The sequence below is a fragment of the Amycolatopsis sp. lyj-23 genome (assembly GCF_046549135.1).
In the GTDB taxonomy this organism is placed as follows: domain Bacteria; phylum Actinomycetota; class Actinomycetes; order Mycobacteriales; family Pseudonocardiaceae; genus Amycolatopsis.
The window spans coordinates 254,794-277,351 of record NZ_JAJPWN010000014.1 but is presented as its reverse complement, the minus strand read 5'-3'; the positions used below and the strand labels follow the sequence as shown (position 1 = coordinate 277,351).

Sequence of the window (22,558 nt, the reverse complement as noted above, 5' to 3'; positions counted from 1 at the left end):
TGCTCGTCGCCACCGGAATCACGTAGAGTGGTCGTATGCCCAAGGAACGTGGTCAGAAGGTGATCGTGTCGAACCGCAAGGCGCGGCACGACTACTCCATCCTCGACACCTACGAGTGCGGTCTCGTGCTCGTCGGTACCGAGGTGAAGAGCCTGCGCGAGGGCAAGGCGTCGCTGGCGGACGCGTTCGCGACGGTCGACGACGGCGAAGTGTGGCTCCGCAACGTGCACATCCCGGAGTACACGCAGGGCACGTGGACCAACCACACGCCGCGGCGCACCCGGAAGCTGCTGCTGCACCGGCGCGAGATCGAGAAGCTGATCGGCAAGACCAAGGAGAGCGGGCTCTCCCTGGTCCCGCTGTCGATGTACTTCAAGGACGGCAAGGTCAAGGTCGAGATCGCGCTGGCCCAGGGCAAGAAGGCCTACGACAAGCGGCAGGCGCTGGCCAAGCGCGACGCGGACCGCGACATCAGGAAGGCCATGGGCCGCGCGCTGAAGGGCCGGTTCACGGAGTGACGCCGGGCCCCGCCTCGGACGCCGACGTCGCGCGCTGGACGGCGTCGCTGGGCCTGCCGGGCCTGGTCGACCTGCACGTCCACTTCCTGCCGAAACCGGTGATGGACAAGGTCTGGGCGTACTTCGACGCGGCCTCGACGCACTACGGCACCGAGTGGCCGGTGTTCTACCGGACGTCCGAAGAGGAGCGTCTGGCGACGCTGCGTTCGCTCGGTGTCACGCGCTTCGCGCCGCTGGTCTACCCGCACAAGCCGGGGATGGCGGAGTGGCTGACGGAGTGGGCGCTCGAGTTCGCCGCGCGGGTCCCGGACGCGGTGCCGACCGGGACGTTCTACCCCGAGCCCGGCGCCGGGTCCGCTGTGGACGGTGCGCTGCGCGCCGGCGCCCGGGTGTTCAAGGCGCACGTCCAGGTGGGTGCGTACGACCCGCGGGACGACCTGCTGAAGCCGGTGTGGGGTGCGCTGGCCGACGCGGGCGTCCCCGTCGTCGTCCACTGTGGACACGGTCCGTTGCGGGGCGACTTCACCGGGTTGTCGGTCTTCGGCGAGGTCCTCGCGCGGCACCCGAACCTGACCGCGGTGCTCGCGCACGCGGCGATGCCGGAGTTCGGGGCGGCGTTCGACCTGATGGCGAAGTACCCGCGGGTGCACCTGGACACCACGATGGTGGGCGTGCCGTTCGCCGAGGCGATGTCGCCGCTGCCGGAGGACTGGACCGCGCGGCTGGCCGCGTACGCCGACCGCGTGGTGCTCGGCACGGACTTCCCGAACATCCCGTACCCCTACGCGACGCAGCTGCAGGCGATCGCCGGCTGGGCGGCCGCCGACGACCGCCTGGGCGAGCCGTTCCTGCGGGCGGTCCTGCACGACACGCCCGTGCGCCTGCTCAACGCTTGAGAGCGGCTCGCTCGCTCACGTCGACCGCGCGGCCCAGCAGGTCCACCACCGGCACCTGCTTGCCGGCCAGCAGGAAGCCGGCGGTGGCCAGGACCACCCAGGGCACCGGGCCGTGCGCGATGCCGTCCGAGAGCGGGGCGAACCCGTGCGCCGCCAGGCCGAGCAGGCCACCCGAGACCATGAGCCCGGCCGCGACCAGCTGCGGCGTCCGGGCGGTGAGCGCGCCGGTGTCGCGCTGCAGTTCGAAGTGGGCGAACAGCCGCAGCAGCCCGAGCAGCACCAGCCCGCACGCCGCGAACCACGCGGGCGCCATGATGAGCCAGAACACCGTGCCCGGTGCCGGGGTCTCGTAGCCGAGGCCGTATACCGTCACGCCCGCCACCACGACCAGCGCCGGCATGTGCCAGAGGTAGACGCTCATGAACCGCGCGCCGAGCCAGCCGAGGCCGGCGCCGACGCCGGGACGCGCCGCGAACGCGTTGAGCTGCGGGCGGAAGGCGAGCAGCAGGCCGATCTGGCCGACGGCGAGGAAGGCGAGCAGCACGGTCGGCGGGCTCATGTTCGACACCGGCGCGCCCGGCATGCCGATCATGCTGGCCGGGTACGGTCCGAACGCGACCAGCAGCGCGGTGACGCCGAACCCGGCGCCCGACAGCGTCAGCGCGACGCGGCGGGTCAGCGCACCGAGGCGGCCTTCGACGTAGTGGAAGCCCAGCTGGTGCACCGCGACCCAGACGAAGACCGCGTTGGCGTAACCGAGGTAGCCCAAGTCGTTGAAGCGCGCGACGTCGACGAGCACACCGGCGGCGCCCATGACGAGCGGCACCTTCAGCCCCCAGCGCCGGTGCGCGGCGACCATGAGCGGCGTGAGCAGCACGACCAGCACGTACACGGCCAGGAACCACAGCAGCTGCGCGGCGATCGCGCTCGCGACCTGCACCGGCTGCGGCGGCACGCCCAGGCCGCGCAGGAAGTCCGGCACGATCAGCCACACCGCCATCAGCGGCAGCACCGGCACCATCAGGCGCTTGATGCGCGCGGCGAGCCACTGCCGCGTGGATGCCGCGCGGCGGAAGGAAATCAGGTTGGCCGCCCCGCCGGCGAAGAAGACCAAGGGCATCACTTGCGACAACCAGGTGACGACCCACCAGCCCGGGGTCGCGAGGGCGTTGCCGGTGGCGAGGTGCCCGTCGGAGTAGGAGAGCACCGGCATGGTCCAGTGCTGGGCGATGACCGCGAGGATGGCCCCCGCCCGGACGACGTCGAGGAACCGGTCCCGGCCGCCGCTCGCGACCCCCTGGCTTGTCTGCATGCCGTTCAGCCTGGCCGCTTCGGCCTGGGGAAACAGCGGTGCTGACCGGTCTTTCCGGAGTCCTGTTCACCCCCGCCGGACCCGGGGGTTAGCCCTACCACCCCGACGCATCCGGGGGTTGTCCCTACCGCGAGCCGTCCGGCTCGGGTTCGTGCTGCGTCGCCGCGACGCGGTACTCCCAGCCGGTCTCGGTCAGGCCGAGCTCGTAGCGGGTTTCGATCTTCGGGCCGCCGTGCAGGTGGATGTGCCGGATGACGGTGCCGGGGATCGGCTCGGCGTCCCCGAGCTCCTGGACGCGGCCGTCGAGCGGGCCGCCGAAGAAGCGGACGCAGCGGATCTCGTCGGACATCTGCGCGCTCCTCTCGCCGGCGGGTCCGCTCATGGTAGGTGAGCGCTCACAGCGGTGCCGCCCGCGGAACGGGTGACCCGTTGTCCACCTTACGGGACTTCCGGTCACCGTCCGTCGCTCAGCGGCCCAGGTAAGTCAACACCGCACGGACACGGCGGTGTTCCTCCGCGCTCGCTTCGAGGCCGAGTTTCGAGAAGATGTTGCCGATGTGCTTCTCCACGGCGCCGTGCGAAACGACCAGCGAATTCGCGATCGCCGTGTTCGACAGGCCCTGCGCCATCAGGCCCAGTACCTCGGACTCGCGGGCCGTCAGCGCGTCCAGGGGGTTGCGGCGGCCGCGGGCCATCAGCTGGGCGATCACGTCCGGGTCGATCGCCGTGCCGCCGCCCGCCACGCGGCGGACCGCGTCGAGGAAGTCCGCGACGTCGGCCACGCGCTCCTTGAGCAGGTAACCGACCCCGCCGGCGCCGCCGGAGAGCAGCTCCACCGCGTAGGACTCCTCGACGTACTGCGAAAGCACCAGCACCGGCAGCCCCGGGATCTCCTTGCGCGCCGCCAAGGCCGCGCGCAGGCCCTCGTCGGTGAACGTCGGCGGCATCCGGACGTCGACGATCGCCAGGTCGGGCCGGTGTTCCTTGACCGCGCCGAGCAGGTCGTCCCCGTTGTCGACGGCCGCGGCCGTCTCGATGCCCTCGTCGGCGAGCAGGCGGGTCACCCCGGCCCGCAGCAGCACGGCGTCCTCGGCGATGACTACCCGCATCCGGCCCCCAAGTCCGTGGATGAACGGGGTCCAGCCTATTCACCACTGGCAGGGCAGGTCCGCCCGGATCACGGTCGGCCCGCCCACCGGGCTGACCACGGTGATGACGCCGTCGATCGTCGCGGCGCGGTCGGCCAGGCCGGCCAGCCCGCCGCCGGGACGCACCTCCGCGCCGCCGTGACCGTTGTCGGTGATCTCGACGACGACGTGGTCGTCGGTCCGCCAGACCTTGACCTCCGCTTCGGTCGCTCCGGAGTGCTTCGCGATGTTCGTCAGCGTCTCGCCGACGATGAAGTACGCCGTCGTCTCCACCGCGGCGGGCGGCCGCGGCTCGACGGCCACCGAGACGTCCACCGGGATCGGCGACTTCGCCGCCTGCGCCGACAACGCCGCGTCCAGCCCCCGGTCGCCGAGGACGGCCGGGTAGATGCCGCGCGCCAGGTCACGCAGCTCCGACACGGCGAGCTTCGCGTCCGAGTGCGCCTCGTCGATCAGCTCGCGGACCGCCTGCGGGTCCTGGTCGAACTTCGACTTCGCGCGGCCCAGGCTCATCGCGACGGCCACCAGCCGCTGCTGCGCGCCGTCGTGCAGGTCACGCTCGATGCGACGGCGTTCGGCCTCGGCGGCGTCGACACCGCGGGCCCGCGACGCCTGCAGCCGCTCGGCCTTCTGCTCCAGCCGTTTCGTCCGGTCCGGCCCCAGCAGCGCCAGCGCCAGCTCGCCGTGCAGCCAGCCCAGCCACGGCGTCACCCAGATCGCCATCGGCAGCAGCACGATCGACGCCAGCGCGATCGCGACCTCCGCGCACGCCAGCGGGAACGCCGCCATCAGATAGGCCAGGTCACGCCACGTCGTCGCGTCGCTCAGCCGGACCATCCACCGCCGCAGCAGCGGCTGGCCCTCTTCGTACGGCCGCCGCTGCACCGGCGGCAACGGCACGCTCAGCATCCGCCCCGCCCAGCCCCGCTCGCGGTCACCGGACCAGCGGACGAAGCTCGTCGTCGCCAGCAGGATCGGGAACCCGATCCAGATCACCGCCGTCGACACCCCCACCGCGATGCCGACCACGATCAGCACGAACTGCACGAGCCGGAAGAAGAAGCCGGCGATCATGTAGAGGATCGTGCGAGCCGGGTGCGGCCGCGGGTGCTCCAGTTGCTGCGCCTCGGTCATCCCGCCACCAGGTTCTTCTCTTCCGGGTTGTTTTCGGCGTTGTGCTCTTCCGAGCCTTCCCACCAGCGCTCCATCCGGCGGCGCTGCGCGACCGTCGGCCCCAGCAGCCCTTCCGCCAGCCGGGCGTGCGTCCCCGCCAGCGCCTTGGTCAGCGCCACCGACAACGCGACGAACAACACCCCCAGCGCCGCCCACGGTAGCGCCTCCACCGTCGAGTTCACGGTCAGCCACGGCACCTCCGAGTTCGGGAACCGGTACTCCCCGCCCGGCAGCCACCGGAAGTACACCGGCAGGGCCACCAGCGCCAGGCTCGTCGCCCAGAACGTCGTCACGAGCACGAACTCCACCAGGCCCACCGGGAAGAGCAGCGCGAAGTAGGCGAAGTCCCGCCAGGTCGACGGATCCTTCAGCCGCGCCTTCCACCGCACGGTCTGCTTGCCGGCGGGCAACGGCAGGTACGGCAGGTCGATGTAGTGGTCCAGCAGCGCGTAGACCCGCGCCCGCTCCAGCCGCGCCGCCCCCCGCACGGCGAGCAGCAGCACGGCGAGCAAGCCGACCCCGACCCACACGACCGCCGTCCCCACCCCGGCCGCCGTGAACGCCGTCAGCAACCCGAACGCCACCACCCCCACCGGCAGGTTCATCAGCAAGAACACCACCGAACCACCGAACGGCGGATCCCGCCTTTCGCGCACCATGACCGCGCTCCTTCCCACGGCCCCCAGCATCGCCCGCCGGCGGCTCCCCGCGACATGGTGCGAGCGGGCATCCCCGCGGTAGGGCTGGCCCCACCCCACCCGGACTAATGCGGTGGCGCCGCGCGTTATGATGGACAGGTTGTGTCCCGACAAGGGGGTGAACGGTTTCGACTTTGGACGTTGAGTCAGGAGAAGCGTGCCGGTGCAGGCGAGAGACCACCGTAAGCGTCATCGCAAACCAATAAGCGCCGACTCCAGTCAGCGCGAGTTCGCCCTCGCCGCCTGAGCGAGTGCGACTCTGTCGGCCCGGGTTCGCCTCCGGCCCGGGTACCGGCATCAGCTAGGAGGCTCAGCGACTGTCCCGGCCACGGGGAACAGTCGTGAAGCAAACAGTGGCTGGGCTCGTCACCTCAGCTTGTTCGCGTGATTGAGGGAGCCAAGCAGAGACGTAGCGGACTGCGCACGGAGAAGTCCTGTCGATACGCCAGAGGACCCGGGTTCAATTCCCGGCACCTCCACTTCGAGAAGGCCCACGCCCCTTCGGGGCTGGGCCTTCTCTCGTTCTCGGGTGCTTGTTTGGGGGTCGGACCCCCAAGCCCCCGCCAGGGGGGCTTCGCCCCCCTGGACCCCCCACCGTGGTTGCGTTGGGTGGTGGGTCAGACGGCGGGTCGCCGGGGTAACCGGAGCGTTCGCGGGGGGTGTTGACCTGCGGTGATCGGTTTTTGGCGGGTTGGGTTGTGGGGGTGTGGTGGGGGCCACTTGTGAGTGAAATTCTCGTTAGTGTCATGCTTGGGGTCCGACCATGGCTCCGCACCCGTGGAGTCGGAAGTAGGTGGCCAGATGACCTGGGCCCGGCGTAGTGGCAGTTCCCTTGCCAATGACGAAGACAGCCGGATGGGCGTTATCCGGGCTGAAGAGGCGGTTCGCCTCGGCGAGCAGAACGATCGTGCCGTGCTCACCGTGGCCGGTCACTCCGCCGACGTCCACGACTGCGCTGAACTGCTCGCCATGCTCGGGCTCGACGCCGGACGGCGGCAGCGGACCGCCTGACCCTCACACCAGATCTGCGACGTGGACCACCTTGTTCCGGCCCGTTGCTTTTGCGTGGTAGAGCGCCGTGTCCGCGGCGTCCAGCAGGCGCTGTAGCGAAGCGCCTGCTGTCGGGTACACCGCTATGCCGATCGAGACCGTCAGGCCCGTTATCGACAGCTGGCCCGCCGGGACCTCCAGTGCGCTGATCGCGCGGCGGATGCGCTCGGCCACCGGGCCGATGTCCGGCTGGGTGATCCCCGGCAGCAGCACCACGAACTCCTCGCCGCCGAAGCGGCCCACCGCGTCGCCGCGGCCGCGGACCGCCGCGATGATCGACTGGGCCACCGCCTTCAGGACCGCGTCGCCCGCCAAGTGGCCGTACGTGTCGTTCACCTGCTTGAAGTGGTCCAGATCCAGCATCAGCAACCCGAACGTCGACCCCTGGCGCGCCGCCGCCGCGAGGGTTCGCTCCGCCAGCGCGTGCCAGCCGCTCGTGTTGTACAGACCCGTCTTCTCGTCCCGGTGGGCCGCCACCTCCAGCTGCTTCACCAGCACCGTGCGGTGCAGCAGCAGCAACGGCGGGAACACCAGCACCACCAGGCCCGGCAACGTCGCCAGCGCCACCGCGTTCAGCGCACCCAGGCACAGCGTCGCCACCTCGAGGCCGTTGTCCGCCCACGTCCCGAACAGCGCCTCCGGCGTCCGGCCGACTTCGCGGCGCGCCGGCAGCACCAGCAGGGCGTTCACCGCGAAGAACGTCACGCCCGCCGCCGCGATCGCGAACGTGCCCGCCCAGCCGCGCGAGAAGGCGGCGCGCACGTCGGACGCGTCCGAAACGCGCAGCACCGACTGGGCCGCGTAGCACGACAGCACGATGATGGCCGCGTTGCTGACCGTGCGGGACGCCGGCACCCGCTGCAGGCGGTACCAGCTGCGGACCGCCAGGTGCGTGTACAGGCCGCCGACCAGCACCGCCAGCAGGAGCGGGGGCAGCAGCAGGACGCCGGCGAACGTCCAGACCGACGTCATGTTGATGTGCGGCGTCCCCGACACGCGACGGCGGATGCGCTCCACGCGCCGGCCCGTCTCCGACTGCGCCACCCCGAGGACCAGCAGCACCGCCAGGATCGCCAGCGTCCGGCGGTCCACCGCGATCGGGGACGGGCGCAGCGTCAGCACCACCGCCACCACCTCGCTCACCAGGCAGTAGCCGGCCACCCGCGGCCCCTGGCGCCACAGCACCCAGCGCCGTGGTGCCACGAGGACGTCACGAATCCGCGGCCCGAGGCGCGGAACCCCGCCCCCGGTCCGCATACTCATGGTGTCCGGCCGGTGACGGAACCGGTCCGGCCCGAGGTCGTGAAGGGAGGCGCACCATGTGCGGACGCGACAACTGAGGTCATCGATCCTCCACCCCGACCCGGCGCCACGCCCTCGCGATCGGCACGGCCACCGCGGCACCCGCCGCCCCGGCCGCGGCGATGGTGTGCGCCGGGCCCAGCACGTCGGCCAGCGCGCCCGCCGCGGCCGCGCCGACCCCCTGCACCGTGATCAGGCCCGCCGAGTTCACCCCCGCGCCCTGCGCGCGGTGCTCGTCCGGCACCCGCCGCATGAACGACACCGTGCCGGTGATGTTGTAGCCCGTCGCCAGCAGCCCGGACACCGCCAGCAGCGCCACCGACGGCGCCAGGCCCGGCCGGCAGACGAACACCACCAGCGGCAGCCCGGCGGCGATCCCGAGCCAGCCGAGCACCCGCAGCTGCACCCGCTCCGGGATCCACTTGCCGAACACGACGCCGCCGACCACGCTGCCCGCCGGGTCCGCCGCCATGAGCAGCCCCACCAGCGTCGCGCCCGCGCCGATCCCCGCCGCGTACGGCGCGGCCAGCGCCTCCGGCACGACGTAGAACCCGGCCAGCCAGTTGAGCGCGACCAGCGTCCGCAGGGCCGGGTCACGCCAGATCAGCCGGATGCCCGCGCCGGTCGTGGCCAGCCAGGCGGGGCGGACCGCCTGCGCGATCGCCGCTCGCCGCCGGACGCCGGTGACCAGGAACACCGCCGACAGCCCGAACGTCACCGCGTCCAGGGCCAGCGCCACCGACGGGGTGAACGCGGCGATCAAGGCCCCGCCGCCGGCGAACCCGGCCAGCTGCGCGCCCTGGATCGTCACGTTCCGCAGAGCCATCCCGACCAGGTACCGCTCACCCTCCAGCACGGACGGCAGCAGCGCCTGCTGCGCCGCCTTGAAGGGGCCGCCGAGGGTCGTCATCACCGCGACGAGCACGCACAGCACCCACAGCGGGACGCCGGGGATCGCGATGACCGCGACCAGCGCGGCCCGCGCCAGGTCGGTCGCGACCATCACGTCCCGACGCGGCCACCGGTCGCCCGCGCCGGCCAACAGGATGCCGCCGAGCAGGGACGGCACGTACGTCAGCGCGTAGGTGAGGCCGGTCAGCGCGGCCGAGGACGTGCGCTGGAAGACGAGCACGGCGAGCGCCACCCGGGCGAGCTGGTCACCGCAGACGGACAGCAGCTCGGCGGTCCACATCGCCCGGAACTCGGCGACGGCGAGCACCGCACCGAACCCGGCCTTCTTCACGCGTGCGTCATCCATCGGCGCCCCTCGAAACCGCAGGTCCCTCAAGGTAATCACCCAGCGGAGTGGAATCGAGCCGTTCGGTGACAGTTGCCCCGTTCGCAGCAGCCCCGGCACCCGGACGGCCCGCGACGGCGGTCAGGCCGGGTGGCCGCCGATGCGGGTGGTCAGCTCGGTGGCCGTCGCCGCCACTTCCGCGGCGAGGTCCGGCCACGTTTCCGGGCACGGCTCCGCCGCGCAGTGGTGGCGCAGGGTGACGCTGATCGCGGCCAGCGGGCGGGCGCCGTGGTCGAAGACCGGGCAGGCCACCGACGCGAAGCCGGCCGTGACGTGGCCGTCCTCGACCGACCAGCCGAGCCGGCGTTCGGCGGTGAGCGTGCGGCGCAGCTCGGCCAGCGTGCGCGGGCCGCGGCCGGTGCGCAGCACGAACGCCGACGCCGCCGGGAACAGGGCGCGGACGTGCGGGGCGGGCAGGTGTCGCAGGACTGCTCGGCCGGACGCGGTCAGCTGCGCCGGCAGCCGGACGCCGACCTCCGTCACCAGCGTTTCCGGCCGGGCCGGGCGCTCTTTGATCAGGTAGAGCGATTCGTTGCCGTGCAGCACGCCGAGGTGGGCGGTGTGCCCGACGCGGTCGACGAGCTTGCGCAGCAACGGCCCGGCCAGCCGCTCCAGGGGATCGTGGCGCAGGTACGCCGAGCCCAGCTCGAAGGCCGCGATGCCGAGGCCGTAGCGGCGTTCCGCGGGCAGGTGGACGACGAACCCGGCGGCTTCCAGCTCGTTGAGCAGGTGGTAAGTGGTCGAGCGGGGGAGGGCGGCCTCCCGGGCGATCGCGGCCGCGGTGACCGGACCCGGGCGTGTGGCCAGCAGCCGCAGCACCGCGAGCCCGCGGCGCAACGCCGGGACTTCGCTGCTGTCGCCCATCGCTCACCTCCCGCTCGAAGCGCCCCAAGGCGGCCTTGGTTGCGTCTCATGCACCGAAGGCCGCCTTGGGTGCGTGAGACGCACCGAAGGCCACATTGGGGCGCTTGGGGCCAGGGTAACCCGAGGTGTCTGGGATGTCAGACAGAACCACTCCGTGGGGCATCCCACCAGCGGAGAGGACGATGTCCAATGGGCGCATGCCGGAAAAAGTGCTCCTGGGCTCCGAACCCCTGACCGCCGCCCAGGTCGTCGACGTCGTCCGCGGGTACGCGCCCGTCGGGCTCACGGACGCCGCCGAGAAGAACCTCGCCGCGACGCGCCAGCACATCGAGAACCTCGCCCACGCCGTCACGCCCACCTACGGCGTCTCGACCGGCTTCGGTGCGCTCGCCACCCGGCACATCCCGGTCGAAAGCCGGACCGCGCTGCAGCGCAGCCTGATCCGCTCGCACGCCGCCGGGGCCGGGCCCGTCGTCGAGCCCGAGGTCGTCCGGGCGCTGATGCTGCTGCGGCTGCGCACCCTCGCCAGCGGGTACACCGGCGTGCGGCCGGGAACCGCGCAAGCGCTTGCGGCCCTGCTCAACGCCGACATCACCCCGATCGTCCACGAGTACGGCTCGCTCGGCTGCTCCGGCGACCTCGCGCCGCTGGCCGCCGTCGCGCTCGCGCTCATGGGCGAAGGCGAAGTGACGTACCGCGGCGAAGTCGTGAACGCCGGCGAAGCGCTGAAGCAGGCCGGGATCGAGCCGGTCGTGCTCGCCGAGAAGGAGGGCCTCGCGCTCACCAACGGCACCGACGGGATGCTCGGCATGCTCCTGCTCGCCGCGGCCGACCTGCACCAGCTCTTCGACATCGCCGACCTCACCGCCGCGATGAGCGTCGAAGCCCTGCTCGGCACGGACCGCGCGTTCGCCGCCGACCTCCAGGCCCTGCGGCCGCACCCCGGCCAGGCGACGTCCGCGGCGCGGATGTGGCAGGCGCTGCAGGGGTCGAAGATCGTCGAGAGCCACCGCGGTCCGGACTGCAACCGCGTCCAGGACGCCTACTCGCTGCGCTGCGCCCCGCAGGTCCACGGCGCCGCGCGCGACAGCCTCGCGCACGCCGAACTCGTCGGCGAGCGCGAGCTGATGTCCGCTGTGGACAACCCCGTCGTCCTGGCCGACGGCCGCGTCGAGTCCAACGGCAACTTCCACGGCGCGCCCGTGGCGTACGTCCTGGACTTCCTGGCCATCCCGATCGCCGACGTCGCCGGCATCGCCGAGCGGCGCACCGACCGGATGCTCGACAAGGCGCGCTCGCACGGCCTGCCGCCGTTCCTCGCGCACGACCCCGGCGTCGACTCCGGCCACATGATCGCCCAGTACACCCAGGCCGCGGTGGTCAGCGAGCTCAAGCGGCTCGCCGTGCCGGCGTCGGTCGACTCCATCCCGAGCAGCGCCATGCAGGAGGACCACGTCTCCATGGGCTGGTCGGCCGCGCGGAAGCTGCGCAAGGCCGTCGACGGCCTGACGACCGTGCTGGCCATCGAGCTGCTGACCGCGGCCCGTGCGCTGGACTTCCGGGCGCCGCTCGAGCCGTCGCCGGTCACCGGCCGTGTCCGGGACCTGCTCCGCACGAAGGTCGCGGGCCCCGGCCCGGACCGTCACCTGGCGCCCGAGATCGCGGCCGCCGAAGAACTCGTCCGCTCCGGCGCCGTCCTCGACGCCGCCCGTCTGGAGGTCTGATGTCCCGCGTCGTCCGTGCCGCTCGCGGCACCCAGCTCACCGCCAAGTCGTGGCAGACCGAAGCCGCGCTGCGGATGTTCCACAACAACCTCGACCCCGACGTCGCCGAGCGCCCCGAGGACCTCGTCGTCTACGGCGGCACCGGCAAGGCCGCCCGCAACTGGGCCAGCTTCGACGCCATCACCCGCGAACTGACCACTTTGGACGTCGACGAGACGCTGCTGGTGCAGTCGGGCAAGCCGGTCGGGGTGTTCCGCACGCACGAGTGGGCGCCGCGCGTGCTGATCGCGAACTCCAACCTCGTCGGCGACTGGGCGACCTGGCCGGAGTTCCGCCGCCTGGAGCACCAGGGCCTGACCATGTACGGGCAGATGACCGCGGGTTCGTGGATCTACATCGGCACCCAGGGCATCCTGCAGGGCACGTACGAGACGTTCGCCGCCGTCGCGAAGAAGAAGTTCGGCGGGTCGTTGAAAGGCACGCTGACCGTCACCGCCGGCCTCGGCGGCATGGGCGGCGCGCAGCCGCTGGCGGTGACCATGAACGACGGCGTCGCACTGGTCATCGAGTGCGACCCGCAGCGCGCGCACCGCCGCGTCGAGACCCGCTACCTCGACGAGGTGGCCGACGACCTCGACGACGCCATCGCCCGCGTCACGAAGGCCAAGCAGGAGAAGCGCGCGCTGTCGGTCGGCGTCGTCGGGAACGCCGCCGAGGTGCTGCCGGAGCTGCTGCGCCGGAACGTCGAGGTCGACATCGTCACCGACCAGACGTCCGCGCACGACCCGCTTTCCTACCTGCCCAAGGGCATCGGCGTCGACGACTGGCACGACTACGCGGCCAAGAAGCCCGACGAGTTCACCGACCGCTCGCGCGAATCGATGGCCGACCACGTCGACGCCATGCTCGGTTTCCTCGACCGCGGCGCCGAGGTCTTCGACTACGGCAACTCCCTGCGCGGCGAGGCCAAACTCGGCGGCTGCGAGCGCGCGTTCGACTTCCCCGGGTTCGTGCCCGCCTACATCCGGCCGCTGTTCTGCGAGGGCAACGGCCCGTTCCGGTGGGCCGCGCTGTCCGGTGACCCCGAGGACATCGCCGCGACCGACCGCGCGATGCTGGAGCTGTTCCCGGAGAACGAATCCCTCGCGCGCTGGATCAAGCTGGCCGGCGAGCGCGTGGCCTTCCAGGGGCTGCCCGCGCGGATCTGCTGGCTCGGCTACGGCGAACGGCACCTGGCCGGTCTGCGGTTCAACGAGATGGTGGCCAGCGGCGAACTGAAGGCGCCGGTCGTCATCGGCCGCGACCACCTCGACTCCGGCAGCGTCGCCTCGCCGTACCGCGAGACCGAGGGCATGGCCGACGGCTCGGACGCGATCGCCGACTGGCCGCTGCTGAACGCGCTGGTCAACACCTCCTCCGGCGCCAGCTGGGTGTCCATCCACCACGGCGGCGGTGTCGGCATGGGCCGGTCCATCCACGCCGGCCAGGTCAGCGTCGCCGACGGGACGCCGCTGGCCGCGCAGAAGCTCGAGCGGGTGCTCACCAACGACCCGGGCATGGGCGTGCTCCGGCACGTCGACGCGGGTTACGACCGCGCGGCCGACGTCGCGGGCGAGCGCGGGGTACGGGTGCCGATGCGGGCGGCCGAGTGAGCGCCTCCGGCCTCCTCGGCGAGATCGACGGCGTCGGGCGCGACCCGAAGCGCGGCGGCTACTCGCGGCACGTCTTCGACGCGCCCGAGCAGGACCTGCGCGCGTGGTTCGGCGAGCGCGCGCTCGGCCTCGGGCTCGACGTCGACACCGACCACAACGGCAACATCTGGGCCTGGTGGGGCCCGCCCGGGCCGGACGCCGTCGTCACCGGCAGCCACCTCGACTCGGTGCCCGGCGGCGGGGCGTTCGACGGCCCGCTCGGCGTCGCCAGCGCCCTGGCGGCGGTGGAAATCCTGCAGCAGCGCGGGTTCCGGCCCGGCAAGCCGGTCGCCGTCGTCGTGTTCGCCGAGGAGGAGGGCGGCCGGTTCGGCGTCCCGTGCCTCGGCTCGCGGCTGCTCACCGGCACGATCGACGCGGACAAGGCGCGCGGGCTGCGGGACGCCGACGGCGTCACGTTCGCCGAGGCGGCCGCGAAGGCCGGCTTCGACCCGGCGCTGGCCGGGCCCGATCCCGACCGGCTCGGGCTGATCGGGAAGTTCCTCGAGCTGCACGTCGAGCAGGGGCGCGGGCTGGTCGACCTCGGTTCGCCGGTGGCGGTCGGCAGCACGGTGATCGCCCACGGGCGGTGGCGGTTCTCCTTCGCGGGGCAAGGGAACCACGCCGGGGCGACGCTGCTGGCCGACCGGGCCGACCCGATGCTGCCCGCCGCCGCGACGGTCACCGCCGTCCGGCGGCTGGCCCGCGCGGTACCGGACGCGCGGGCGACCGTCGGCCGCCTGGTGCCGACCCCGGGCGGCACCAACGTCATCGCGTCCACTGTGGACCTCTGGCTCGACGCGCGCGTGCCGGGAACCGCGACTCCGGCGCTGGTCGCCGACATCGCGCAAGCCGCCGAAGCCGCCGCGGCGGAGGAGGGGTGTCGCGTCGAGGTGACTCGGGAGTCCTATTCGGACGACGTCGTGTTCGACGACGCGCTCCGGCGCGACCTCGGCGGCTGGCTCGGCGGGCCGCCGGAACTGCCGACCGGCGCCGGCCACGACGCCGCGATCCTCGCCGGGTTCGTCCCGGCGGGAATGCTCTACGTGCGCAACCCGAGGGGCATCAGCCACTCGCCCGAGGAGTTCGCCGAGGCCGGCGACGTCGAAGCCGGTGCTTCGGCGCTGGCCACGGTGCTGGAGCGGCTGGCGCGATGACCTCCGGCCCGCGGGGGCGCCCCCCGTTTCCAGTCTATCGTCCGGCACCGACAGTTTTCTGGTGCGCACAGGCCTGGCTGCCCGGCGGCATCGCGTCCGGCGTGCGGATCGACGTCTCGGACGGGCGGATCACGAGCGTTTCGGCGGGTTCGCCGCGCACAGGCACGGTCCTGCCCGGGCTCACCTTGCCGGGCTTCGCGAACGGGCACTCACACGCCTTCCACCGGGCGTTGCGGGGCCGGACGCACCACGAGCGCGGCACCTTCTGGACCTGGCGGGAGCGGATGTACGCGCTGGCGTCCCGGCTCGACCCCGATTCCTACTACCGGCTGGCTCGCGGGGTGTACGCCGAGATGGTGCTCGGCGGGTACACCAGCGTCGGGGAGTTCCACTACCTGCACCACGCGCCCGGCGGGAAGCCGTACGCCGACCCGAACGCGATGGGGCAGGCGTTGCGGCAGGCCGCGGCCGACGCCGGGATCCGGCTGACGCTGCTCGACACGTGCTACCTCGCGGGTGGCATCGGCGTCGAACCCGACGAGGTCCAGCGGCGGTTCTCCGACGGCTCGGCCGCGGCGTGGGCCTCGCGCGTGGAAGCACTGAAAGAAGGCGAGCTGTTCCGGGTCGGCGCCGCGATCCACTCCGTACGGGCCGTTCCGGCGGATCAGTTGTCGCTTGTGGACAGTGCACGGGTGGTGCACGTCCACCTCTCGGAGCAGCGGGCCGAGAACGAGCAGTGCCAGGCCGCCTACGGCCGCACGCCCACCGAGCTGCTGGCCGACCGCGGCGTGCTCACCGACCGGCTGGTCGCCGTGCACGCCACGCACCTGACCGCATCGGACGTCGACCGGCTCAGCGGCGCGCGGGCGTGTTTCTGCCCGACCACCGAACGCGATCTCGGCGACGGCATCGGACCGGCCCGCGCCCTGCGGGACGCCGGGGTGCGGCTGAGCATCGGCAGCGACAGCAACGCCGTCGTCGACGCCTTCGAGGAAACCCGCGCGCTGGAGCTCGACGACCGGCTGGCCGCCGAGGAGCGCGGCCGGTTCAGCGCCGAGGAGCTCCTCGAAGCGGGCACGGACCACGCGGCGATCGGGTGGACCGAGGTCGGCGCGCTCGCCGAGGGGGCGGGCGCGGACTTCGTCACCGTGGCCCTGGATTCGGTGCGGACGGCCGGGATCGAGCCGTCGGGAGTCGTGTTCGCGGCGTCGGGCGCGGACGTCCGGCACGTCGTCGTCGCCGGTCGCGAGGTGGTGCGCGACGGCGTGCACCTGCTGGTCGACCGGCCGGAAACCGTCTTGGCGAAGGAGATCGAGGCACTGTGGCCGTCCTGATCACGGGCATCGGCGAGCTCACCACCAACGACCCGGCGCTGGGCCGCCTGTCCGACGCGGCGCTGGTGCTGGACGGCTCGCGCGTCGCGTGGGTGGGCCCGGCGGCGGGCGCGCCGGACGTCGACGAGCGCGTCGACGTCGACGGCCGGGCGGTCCTGCCCGGCTGGGTCGACAGCCACACGCACCTGGTCTTCGCCGGCGACCGCACCGCGGAGTTCGAGGCGCGGATGGCCGGGAAGCCCTACACGGCCGGGGGCATCGCGACCACGGTCGCGGCGACGCGCGAGGCGTCCGACGACCAGCTGGCGGCGAACCTGCGCCGGCACGTCGACGAGGCGGCCCGGCAGGGGACGACCTGCCTGGAGACGAAGACGGGCTACGGGCTGACCGTCGCCGACGAGGCCCGCAGCGCCCGGATCGCCGCGGAGGTCGCCGACGAGGTGACGTTCCTCGGGGCGCACCTGGTGCCACCCGGTGCCGACGCTGAGTCCTATGTGGACCTGGTGTGCGGCGAAATGCTCGACGCCGTGGCGGAAAGCGTCCGCTGGGCGGACGTCTTCTGCGAGACGGGGGCGTTCGACGAGGCCCGGTCGGCGCGGGTGCTGAAGGCCGCGGCGGAGCGCGGCCTCGGCTTGCGGGTCCACGGCAACCAGCTGGGCGAAGGCCCCGGCGTGCGGCTGGCGGTGGAGCTGGGCGCGGCCAGCGTCGACCACTGCACGTACCTTGCGGACTCCGACGTCGAAGCGCTCGCGGCGGCGGAGACGGTGGCGACGTTGCTGCCCGCGTGCGACTTGTCGACTCGGCAGCCACTCGCGCCGGCGCGGCGGCTGCTCGACGCGGGCGCGACCGTCGCACTGGCCAGCAACGCCAACCCGGGCAGCTCCTACACGACGTCGATGGCCTTCTGCGTCGCGACGGCGGTGCTGCAGATGCGCATGACGGTCGAGGAGGCGGTCTGGGCCGCGACGGCGGGCGGCGCGAAGGCGCTGCGCCGCGAGGACGTGGGCGTCCTGCGGGCCGGTTCGCGGGCGGACGTCCACGTCCTCGAAGCGCCGTCGGTGACGCACCTGGCCTACCGGCCGGGCGTGCCGCTGACCCGCGCGGTGTGGCGCGCCGGGGTCAGAGTGGCACCGTGAACGGCGTGCAGGACGGCCGGTAACCCGAGTCCAGCGCGTGCAGGATCAGGCCGGTGACGTTGGGGTCGACCGCCTGGCTCAGGTGCCCCGACGCGTCGGCCGGGCAGAAGTCCTGCAGCACGACGTCCGTCGTGCCCGGCTCGCCCAGGATGCCGCTCGTGTACGGCGTCACGACTTCGTCGTACCGGCTCACGATGCTCGTGTACGTGGGCCCGGGGACGTGGACGCCGCCGCGGGCGAGGTCGTCCAGGAACGCCGAGGGCGCCAGGTACTCCGTGCACGCTCCGCACGCCGTGCGCAGGACCGCGCCGAGGCCGGGCACCGACGTCAGCAGGGCCTTGGCCAGCGCGTCGAGGCCGCCGAGGGTCGTTCCGCGGTAGTTCGCGCCGAAGCCGGCGAAGTGGGCGACCTTGGCCGCGCCGCCGCCGTACTTGAGGTAGTACGCGGGCATCGTGCTGCCCTCGGAGTGGCCGACGATGTCGACCTTCGCGGCGCCGGTCGCGGCCCGGACCCGGTCGACGAACCGGCCGAGCTCCGCCGCGCTGTCGCGCATGGACGCGAGCCCGCCGACCCCCGGGCCGAGGACGCCCGTGCCGTAGGTCAGCGAGAAGACGCAGTAGCCCTCGGCGGCGATCTTCGGGGCGTGGAAGAACCAGTTGACGGCGTCGTTCGCGCCGAGGCCGTGCACCAGCACCACGGGCTCCGGGTGGGCGGCCGACGGGCGGCACCCCCAGTCGTTCCAGCCGCCGGCCGGAGCCGCCGCCGCGACCGACGGCGCCACCGCGCCGAAGGTGAGTGCCGCGGCGAGCACGGCCAGGGTTCGCTTGGCACCGCCGTTGGTGACCCGCATTCCGTTGCCTCCAGTTACCCGTGAGTACGTGACGCAGCTCATGATCGGTCACAGACCACCGGAGACGACCTGGGAGAACGCTCAGAGATGGCCGGCGCCGGTTGTGGCGGGTCACAACCGGCGCCGGAGGGCTCACGTGCTGACGACCACCCGGCGGCACTGGTTCGTGCCGCCGGCCTGCTCGTTGACCTTCACGCCGGCGGCGGTGCCGGTGAGCGCGGAGTTGTCGCCGGACGCCAGGTCGAAGTGGATGATCGTCTCGTCGTTGACCGAGGCGGTCACCGTGCCCGACCGGACCGCCGCGGCGAGCGTGTGGAACCCGCCGGCGTTGACCGGCTTGCCGGTCGCGAGCACCAGCTGCGTCAGCGTGCCGCCGATGGCCTTGTACAGCCGGAGGTTCACCCCGCCGGTCTCGGCCGTGAACAGCAGGTAGTTGCCGGCGTCGGTGTAGCGGAGGAAGAGGCCGAACCCGGCCTGGCCGGACCACGCGAAGTCGGCCTCGACGCGGTGGTCGGGGCTCGAGGTTTCGAGCACCGCGTGGTCGGCGACGTTGTCGGCGCTGGCCGAGCGCAGGACGCCGTCGACCACGGTGACCGCGCCGTTGCCGGTCCACCACGGGATGGGCAGGGCACCGTTCGGCTGCTGGAACGTCGTGCCCAGCACGAGCTGGTCGTAGCCCGACCGCGCGGCGTCCTGGTCGCCGGGGACGAACCCCAGCGGCGTCACCTGGGCGCCGCTGCCGAGGTAGGCGAAGGCCAGCCGCGACTCCGTGCTCGCCGGCTCCTCGGCGGCCAGCACGGTGAACACCTGCCCCGATGTGGTTTCCAGCAGCGACGCGTACGTCGACTGGCCGCCCTTCGGCGGTACCTGGACCACGGACGGCGGCAGCCAGCTCGTCCCGCGGTCGCGGGTGGACCGCACGGCGAACCGGCCCGAGCCGTCCCGGAAGGCGACGACGACCGTGTCGTCGGCCTGCCAGACCGACGACGGCCGCCCGCTGCCGGTGAACGCGGCGGCGGGCGTGGACCACGTGGTGCCGTTGTCGGTCGAGAGGGCCGCGCCGATCGAGGCGTTGTTGCCCCAGCGGAAGGTCAGGAACAGCGCGTTGCCGCGCTGCACGAGGTAGGGCTCCTGGTAGTCGCGCCCGGCGGACTGGCCGTTGACGAGCTTGCTCGACGTCCAGGTGGCGCCGCCGTCGCTCGAGCGGGCGAGCCAGACGGAGTCGAAGGTGTCGCCGGAGCTCTTCGAGTAGTGCGCGGCCAGCAGGGTGCTGTCGGGCAGCTGCACGACGGGCGCGGTGATCGCCGACGAGGGCAGGCTCGCGTCGATCCGCGTCTCGGCGCTCCACGTCACGCCGTTGTCGGCCGAGGAGCGGAAGAAGGAACCCGCGGCGGCCACCGAGGTGGTGCCCTTGAAGTAGGTGAGGTAGAGGGTGGTGCCGGCGCGGCTGAGGGACACCGACGGGTCGCGGTAGTCGGTGCCGGCGGCCGCGGTGACGACGGTGGCCGGCGCCGACCACGTCCGGCCGTTGTCGGTGCTCGCCGTGCTGCGCAGGAAGCCGTCGCGGTTGGTGTAGTGGTTGCTGCCCTGGCGGTAGACGACGTACAGCGTGCCGTCGGGCAGCCGGGTCACGCTCGGGAACGCCGAGTGCTGGGTGTCCTGTCCGTACGCGGTGGTGGGCTTGGTCGCCCGGATGGTCCGCGCGCTGCCGCCGGGGCTGTCGGGTTGCCGCAAGGTCATGCCCCGACCGTAGCGGCGGGACCCACCGGCGTGGGCGCCTTCCGCTTGTTTCGCCCGAACAGCGTCACGGCGGCCCCGGTCCACAGAGGACCGGAGGACGGCCTGGCCGTCCGGCGTGGCGACGTCGGGCGCCCAGTGGTTCCGGCCCGGGGCGAGCAGCGCGATCCGGGCCGACGGCTCGCTCGGCGGCGGCGTGGTCCACAGGAGGAGCCCGCCCACTGCGGCGGCCACGGTGACGGTGCCCAGTGGCGTCACCCACCCGGGTTCATGCAGAGTTCAGTAAGCCGTCACGTCACAGGCATCGGAGCCGTCCGAGTCGATCAGTAGCGTTGCTAACGAACAGCAACGAAAGTGGGCCGCCCATGGACTTCTCGCTGATCGTGCTGGTGGTGATCGTCGCCGCGCTGGCCTTCGACTTCACCAACGGCTTCCACGACACCGCCAACGCGATGGCCACCTCCATCGCCACCGGGGCGCTCAAACCGAAGGTCGCCGTCGCCGTTTCGGCCGTGCTGAACCTCGTTGGCGCTTTTCTCTCCGTCGAGGTCGCGAAGACGATCTCCGGCGGGATCGTCGACGACACGAAGGTGACCCCGGTGATCATCTTCGCCGGGCTCGTCGGCGCGATCGTCTGGAACCTGGTCACCTGGCTGATCGGACTGCCGTCGAGTTCCTCGCACGCGCTCTTCGGCGGGCTGATCGGCGCGACCTGGATCGCCTCCGGCTCCGACGCCGTGCACTTCGGGAAGGTCGTCGAGAAGGTGCTGATCCCGGCGCTCGCTTCGCCGATCGTCGCCGGGGTCGTCGCGACGCTGGGCACCTTCCTCGTCTACCGGATCACCGCCCGGGCGAAGCGGGACACCGTCGGCCGCACCTTCAAGGCCGGCCAGATCGCCTCCGCCTCGCTGGTTTCGCTCGCGCACGGCACCAACGACGCGCAGAAGACCATGGGCGTCATCACGCTGACGCTGATCGCGTCCGGCTCGCTCGCGCCGAACTCGGGGCCGCCGATCTGGGTGATCCTGACCGCCGGCACCGCGATCGCGCTCGGCACCTACCTCGGCGGCTGGCGGATCATCCAGACGATGGGCAAGAAGCTCACCGAAATCCAGACGCCGCAGGGGTTCGCGGCCGAGACGAGCGCCGCGGCCGTCATCCTCACCTCGGCGCACCTCGGGTTCGCGCTGTCCACCACGCACGTCTGCTCGGGCGGCATCATCGGCTCCGGGCTCGGCCGCAAGCTCGCCGAAGTCCGCTGGGGCGTCGCCGGCCGGATGGTCCTCGCCTGGGCGCTCACGCTGCCCGCCGCGGCGATCGTCGGCGCCCTCGCCGCCGAGGTCTCCACGCTCGGGACCTGGGGCACCGTGCTGGTCGGCCTGGCCGGGGCCGTCGTCGCGCTGGGCATCTACCTCGCGTCGAAGCGGAACCCCGTCGGCGCCCACTCCGTCACCGAGCCCGAGCCGGCCGTCCAGCCGGCCAACGCCTGAGGAGCGCCGTGCACATCGATTGGGGTTCCCTCGGTCTCGTCTTCGTCGTCGCGCTGGCCGCGGTCGTCGTGCTGACCAGCCTCTTCTCGTTCGGGGTGGTCGGGCTTTCGCAGCGCGACTCGGCCCGCGAGGCGGGCGGGTCGGGCTCCGGCCCGCTGGCCGGCGCGGTCATCTGCTTCGCGCTCTGCGCGGCGATCGTCGGCTACGGGATCTACTTGATCGTCGCCTGAACGCGGTCCCGGAACTCGCCGGGCAGCCCGGCGAGCATCGGCTTCAGCGTGGCGCGGCGCGCCTCGCCCAGGTGGGTCAGCAGGTCGAGCGCCGGCGTCCAGAGGTCCTCGTCGGCGCTCGCCGCGGTGACCAGCTCGCCGAGCCGGTGCGCCGGGAGCAGGCCGACGACGTGGTCGATGCGGCGCTTGTCGTCGAGCACGAAGGCGATCCGCAGCAGCGACGGGTCGTCGATCCGCTCCAGGGCGCGCCGGACCGTCGGGTCGGGCAGGTGCCCGACGAACCGGCCCAGGGTGATCCAGTCCTCCTTGCGCGCCAGTTCGGCGGCGACGGCGAGGACGGTATCCAGCGGGATCCGGCTGATGATCGCGCTCGCGTGCCGCGGGTCGAGTTCCGCGGCCACCTCGGCGAGGAACCGGGGGCTGAGCCGCTTGGCGACGTCGACGCCGCGCGAGACGTCGACCAGCCCGGCGATCCGGGCGCAGAGCAGCGGGCCGAACACCTTCTCGGCGATCTTGGCCAGCACCCCCACGGGCACGACCCGCGCGGCCAGCGCCATCCGCTGCAGCGCGGCGGCGTTGGCGTCGAACAGCGTGTCGGTGACCTGCTCGCGGAACGCTTGAAGGTCGTCGGCGTCGACGCGGCCGAGGTAGGCCAGGCGCGCGGGCTCGACGCCGAGGACGCGGGCCAGCTTGAGGATCTCGGCTTCGGCTGCGTAGTCCGTCACAGGCCGACCGCCTTCCGGACGGCGCCGCGCAGCAGCGCGGGAACGTACCGGAGGCCTTCTTCGCCCGCCTCGGCGAGCGCTTTCGCCTGCCGCCTGCGCGCGTCGCGGAGCGCGTCGGCGAGATCCTGCTGCTCGTGCTCTTCGAGGGCATCGATGCCTTCGGGGAGGTAGCCGCCCAACTGGTCGGCGAGTGTGCGCTCGGCCATGGTGGATCATCATGCAACACCGC

At 72.6% G+C, this 22,558-nt stretch carries 22 protein-coding genes and 1 other RNA gene; 11 read left to right on the top strand and 12 right to left on the bottom strand.

From position 1 onward, the window contains the following. Positions 1–35: 35 nt before the first annotated feature. Positions 36–518: an SsrA-binding protein SmpB gene (smpB, locus tag ACLJPY_RS33185; protein ID WP_086683555.1), complete on the top strand. Its 483-nt coding sequence runs from the start codon at positions 36–38 to the stop codon at positions 516–518. Then, positions 515–1,414 carry an amidohydrolase family protein gene (locus tag ACLJPY_RS33180; RefSeq protein ID WP_410594571.1) on the top strand — a complete coding sequence of 300 codons (900 nt, stop codon included), beginning with the start codon at positions 515–517 and terminating at the stop codon, positions 1,412–1,414. Before smpB ends, ACLJPY_RS33180 begins: the two co-directional genes overlap by 4 nt. Here the strand turns inward: ACLJPY_RS33180 and ACLJPY_RS33175 are convergent. The 5 genes from ACLJPY_RS33175 to ACLJPY_RS33155 form a co-directional block, all read right to left on the bottom strand. Next, positions 1,404–2,726 carry an acyltransferase family protein gene (locus ACLJPY_RS33175; protein ID WP_410594569.1) on the bottom strand — a complete coding sequence of 441 codons (1,323 nt, stop codon included), beginning with the start codon at positions 2,724–2,726 and terminating at the stop codon, positions 1,404–1,406. The two genes, ACLJPY_RS33180 and ACLJPY_RS33175, sit on opposite strands and share 11 nt — an antisense overlap. Before the next feature lie 124 nt (positions 2,727–2,850). Continuing rightward, positions 2,851–3,075, bottom strand: a complete 225-nt coding sequence (locus ACLJPY_RS33170) for a hypothetical protein (protein WP_410594567.1) — start codon at positions 3,073–3,075, stop codon at positions 2,851–2,853. Positions 3,076–3,193: 118 nt separating this feature from the next. After that, entirely contained in the window at positions 3,194–3,835 is a 642-nt protein-coding gene (locus tag ACLJPY_RS33165) for a response regulator transcription factor (protein ID WP_191315430.1), read from the bottom strand. A 39-nt stretch (positions 3,836–3,874) separates the two neighbouring features. Then, the gene (locus tag ACLJPY_RS33160) at positions 3,875–5,008 is read right to left on the bottom strand and encodes a sensor histidine kinase (RefSeq protein WP_410594565.1); all 1,134 of its coding nucleotides are present in this window, start codon (positions 5,006–5,008) and stop codon (positions 3,875–3,877) included. Then, the gene (locus ACLJPY_RS33155) at positions 5,005–5,706 is read right to left on the bottom strand and encodes a sensor domain-containing protein (RefSeq protein ID WP_410594563.1); all 702 of its coding nucleotides are present in this window, start codon (positions 5,704–5,706) and stop codon (positions 5,005–5,007) included. The genes ACLJPY_RS33160 and ACLJPY_RS33155 overlap by 4 nt, the downstream gene beginning before the upstream one ends. A gap of 153 nt (positions 5,707–5,859) precedes the next feature. On the opposite strand from ACLJPY_RS33155, the gene ssrA reads away from it, so the two are divergent. Further along, positions 5,860–6,227: a transfer-messenger RNA gene (gene ssrA, locus ACLJPY_RS33150) on the top strand. Positions 6,228–6,546: 319 nt separating this feature from the next. Continuing rightward, entirely contained in the window at positions 6,547–6,756 is a 210-nt protein-coding gene (locus ACLJPY_RS33145; protein WP_410594561.1) for a hypothetical protein, read from the top strand. A gap of 3 nt (positions 6,757–6,759) precedes the next feature. Here ACLJPY_RS33145 and ACLJPY_RS33140 read toward each other — a convergent pair whose 3' ends face one another. The 3 genes from ACLJPY_RS33140 to ACLJPY_RS33130 form a co-directional block, all read right to left on the bottom strand. Continuing rightward, positions 6,760–7,998 (bottom strand): diguanylate cyclase, encoded by a 1,239-nt coding sequence (locus ACLJPY_RS33140; protein WP_410594639.1) that lies wholly within the window; start codon positions 7,996–7,998, stop codon positions 6,760–6,762. A 139-nt stretch (positions 7,999–8,137) separates the two neighbouring features. Then, the gene (locus ACLJPY_RS33135; RefSeq protein WP_410594559.1) at positions 8,138–9,355 is read right to left on the bottom strand and encodes an MFS transporter; all 1,218 of its coding nucleotides are present in this window, start codon (positions 9,353–9,355) and stop codon (positions 8,138–8,140) included. 120 nt (positions 9,356–9,475) lie between these two features. Continuing rightward, the gene (locus ACLJPY_RS33130) at positions 9,476–10,258 is read right to left on the bottom strand and encodes an IclR family transcriptional regulator (protein ID WP_410594557.1); all 783 of its coding nucleotides are present in this window, start codon (positions 10,256–10,258) and stop codon (positions 9,476–9,478) included. Positions 10,259–10,455: 197 nt separating this feature from the next. Between ACLJPY_RS33130 and hutH the strand changes: the two genes are divergently transcribed. The 5 genes from hutH (at position 10,456) to hutI (ending at position 17,297) form a co-directional block, all read left to right on the top strand. After that, positions 10,456–11,982: a histidine ammonia-lyase gene (gene hutH, locus ACLJPY_RS33125; protein WP_410594555.1), complete on the top strand. Its 1,527-nt coding sequence runs from the start codon at positions 10,456–10,458 to the stop codon at positions 11,980–11,982. Beyond that, positions 11,982–13,634, top strand: coding sequence for a urocanate hydratase (gene hutU / locus ACLJPY_RS33120; RefSeq protein WP_410594553.1), 1,653 nt, complete (start codon positions 11,982–11,984; stop codon positions 13,632–13,634). The genes hutH and hutU overlap by 1 nt, the downstream gene beginning before the upstream one ends. Beyond that, a complete protein-coding gene (locus ACLJPY_RS33115; protein WP_410594551.1) occupies positions 13,631–14,827 on the top strand; it encodes an allantoate amidohydrolase in 1,197 nt (398 codons plus the stop codon). The genes hutU and ACLJPY_RS33115 overlap by 4 nt, the downstream gene beginning before the upstream one ends. A gap of 101 nt (positions 14,828–14,928) precedes the next feature. Continuing rightward, a complete protein-coding gene (locus ACLJPY_RS33110) occupies positions 14,929–16,161 on the top strand; it encodes a formimidoylglutamate deiminase (RefSeq protein ID WP_410594549.1) in 1,233 nt (410 codons plus the stop codon). Continuing rightward, positions 16,149–17,297: an imidazolonepropionase gene (gene hutI / locus ACLJPY_RS33105; protein WP_410594547.1), complete on the top strand. Its 1,149-nt coding sequence runs from the start codon at positions 16,149–16,151 to the stop codon at positions 17,295–17,297. The genes ACLJPY_RS33110 and hutI overlap by 13 nt, the downstream gene beginning before the upstream one ends. Here the strand turns inward: hutI and ACLJPY_RS33100 are convergent. Continuing rightward, entirely contained in the window at positions 17,281–18,147 is an 867-nt protein-coding gene (locus ACLJPY_RS33100; protein WP_410594545.1) for an esterase/lipase family protein, read from the bottom strand. The genes hutI and ACLJPY_RS33100 overlap by 17 nt on opposite strands. Positions 18,148–18,279: 132 nt before the next feature. Continuing rightward, positions 18,280–20,142, bottom strand: coding sequence for a sialidase family protein (locus ACLJPY_RS33095; RefSeq protein WP_410594543.1), 1,863 nt, complete (start codon positions 20,140–20,142; stop codon positions 18,280–18,282). 107 nt (positions 20,143–20,249) lie between these two features. On the opposite strand from ACLJPY_RS33095, the gene ACLJPY_RS33090 reads away from it, so the two are divergent. Both ACLJPY_RS33090 and ACLJPY_RS33085 read left to right on the top strand, forming a co-directional pair. Then, on the top strand, positions 20,250–21,374 hold the full coding sequence (locus ACLJPY_RS33090; protein WP_410594541.1) for an anion permease: 1,125 nt from the start codon (positions 20,250–20,252) through the stop codon (positions 21,372–21,374). Between the two features lie 8 nt (positions 21,375–21,382). Next, complete coding sequence (locus tag ACLJPY_RS33085) at positions 21,383–21,604, top strand: hypothetical protein (RefSeq protein ID WP_410594539.1); 222 nt, start codon at positions 21,383–21,385, stop codon at positions 21,602–21,604. Here the strand turns inward: ACLJPY_RS33085 and ACLJPY_RS33080 are convergent. Together ACLJPY_RS33080 and ACLJPY_RS33075 are read right to left on the bottom strand one after the other, a co-directional pair. After that, positions 21,586–22,329: a hypothetical protein gene (locus ACLJPY_RS33080; protein ID WP_410594537.1), complete on the bottom strand. Its 744-nt coding sequence runs from the start codon at positions 22,327–22,329 to the stop codon at positions 21,586–21,588. The two genes, ACLJPY_RS33085 and ACLJPY_RS33080, sit on opposite strands and share 19 nt — an antisense overlap. Beyond that, positions 22,326–22,535: a hypothetical protein gene (locus tag ACLJPY_RS33075; protein WP_410594535.1), complete on the bottom strand. Its 210-nt coding sequence runs from the start codon at positions 22,533–22,535 to the stop codon at positions 22,326–22,328. Before ACLJPY_RS33075 ends, ACLJPY_RS33080 begins: the two co-directional genes overlap by 4 nt. Between the last annotated feature and the right edge of the window lie 23 nt (positions 22,536–22,558).

Bases quoted from the DNA above. Each gene is read 5' to 3' on its own strand.
- ACLJPY_RS33165 (WP_191315430.1), bottom strand. From the start codon at position 3,835: ATGCGGGTAGTCATCGCCGAGGACGCCGTGCTGCTGCGGGCCGGGGTG.
- ACLJPY_RS33090 (WP_410594541.1), top strand. From the start codon at position 20,250: ATGGACTTCTCGCTGATCGTGCTGGTGGTGATCGTCGCCGCGCTGGCC.
- ACLJPY_RS33175 (WP_410594569.1), bottom strand. From the start codon at position 2,726: ATGCAGACAAGCCAGGGGGTCGCGAGCGGCGGCCGGGACCGGTTCCTC.
- ACLJPY_RS33160 (WP_410594565.1), bottom strand. From the start codon at position 5,008: ATGACCGAGGCGCAGCAACTGGAGCACCCGCGGCCGCACCCGGCTCGC.
- ACLJPY_RS33145 (WP_410594561.1), top strand. From the start codon at position 6,547: ATGACCTGGGCCCGGCGTAGTGGCAGTTCCCTTGCCAATGACGAAGAC.
- ACLJPY_RS33170 (WP_410594567.1), bottom strand. From the start codon at position 3,075: ATGTCCGACGAGATCCGCTGCGTCCGCTTCTTCGGCGGCCCGCTCGAC.
- ACLJPY_RS33100 (WP_410594545.1), bottom strand. From the start codon at position 18,147: ATGCGGGTCACCAACGGCGGTGCCAAGCGAACCCTGGCCGTGCTCGCC.
- ACLJPY_RS33130 (WP_410594557.1), bottom strand. From the start codon at position 10,258: ATGGGCGACAGCAGCGAAGTCCCGGCGTTGCGCCGCGGGCTCGCGGTG.
- hutU (WP_410594553.1), top strand. From the start codon at position 11,982: ATGTCCCGCGTCGTCCGTGCCGCTCGCGGCACCCAGCTCACCGCCAAG.
- hutH (WP_410594555.1), top strand. From the start codon at position 10,456: ATGCCGGAAAAAGTGCTCCTGGGCTCCGAACCCCTGACCGCCGCCCAG.
- ACLJPY_RS33155 (WP_410594563.1), bottom strand. From the start codon at position 5,706: ATGGTGCGCGAAAGGCGGGATCCGCCGTTCGGTGGTTCGGTGGTGTTC.
- ACLJPY_RS33135 (WP_410594559.1), bottom strand. From the start codon at position 9,355: ATGGATGACGCACGCGTGAAGAAGGCCGGGTTCGGTGCGGTGCTCGCC.
- ACLJPY_RS33075 (WP_410594535.1), bottom strand. From the start codon at position 22,535: ATGGCCGAGCGCACACTCGCCGACCAGTTGGGCGGCTACCTCCCCGAA.
- smpB (WP_086683555.1), top strand. From the start codon at position 36: ATGCCCAAGGAACGTGGTCAGAAGGTGATCGTGTCGAACCGCAAGGCG.